1 protein-coding gene is annotated in these 560 nt (G+C 66.2%); it reads right to left on the bottom strand.

The genetic code is table 11. From position 1 onward, the window contains the following. Window positions 1–159 precede the first annotated feature (159 nt). Window positions 160–560: DUF2147 domain-containing protein (locus H8A95_RS43465; protein ID WP_229188512.1), on the bottom strand; the 401-nt coding region annotated here is incomplete at its 5' end.

The raw sequence follows: 560 nt of genomic DNA, 5'->3' as shown, positions 1-560 counted from the left end.
CCACGAATGGGCATTGTTGAACGATACTGTAACGACAAGTCCCGTTCATCACATCCGCCGCGGCGTATGGGTCCCTGCTTTCGTGCGCAAGTGCGCACTAGGCAGGGACGACAATTGTGATGAGTTGCGCCAACCCGTTCATTCTCGGGGATCGGAGGCCTAGCTGACCCGCTTCCAGGTCTGGCCGCCGCAGAACATGCCGCCGAAGGCGCAGCCCTGCACGCGCATCGCGTTCGGGCCCTTCATCGCGATCGTCGAGTCGTAGTTGCGGCCGGAGTCGGGATCGTGGATGCGGCCGCTCCACTTGCTGCCGTCGGGCTTCATGTTGATCAGGATGCGCTCATTGCTCTTGACCGAATAGCCGCAGAGATTGGTGCCGCAGGCTTCGACGCGGACGTTGCCCTTGTTCTCCTCGGTGGCCCAGACGCCGATCGGTCCAGTCGCCGCCACCGGCGCGGCGGCAATCGGGGCGGGCTGTGGCTGCTGCGCAGGCTGTGCGGCGACGGGAGCCGGGGCCGACGCAGCGGGTGCGGTGTCAACCGGCGCGGGAGCCGCGGTCG

The organism is Bradyrhizobium oropedii (assembly GCF_020889685.1).
Taxonomy (GTDB): domain Bacteria; phylum Pseudomonadota; class Alphaproteobacteria; order Rhizobiales; family Xanthobacteraceae; genus Bradyrhizobium; species Bradyrhizobium oropedii.
This window is presented reverse-complemented; position numbering and strand designations above follow the sequence as displayed.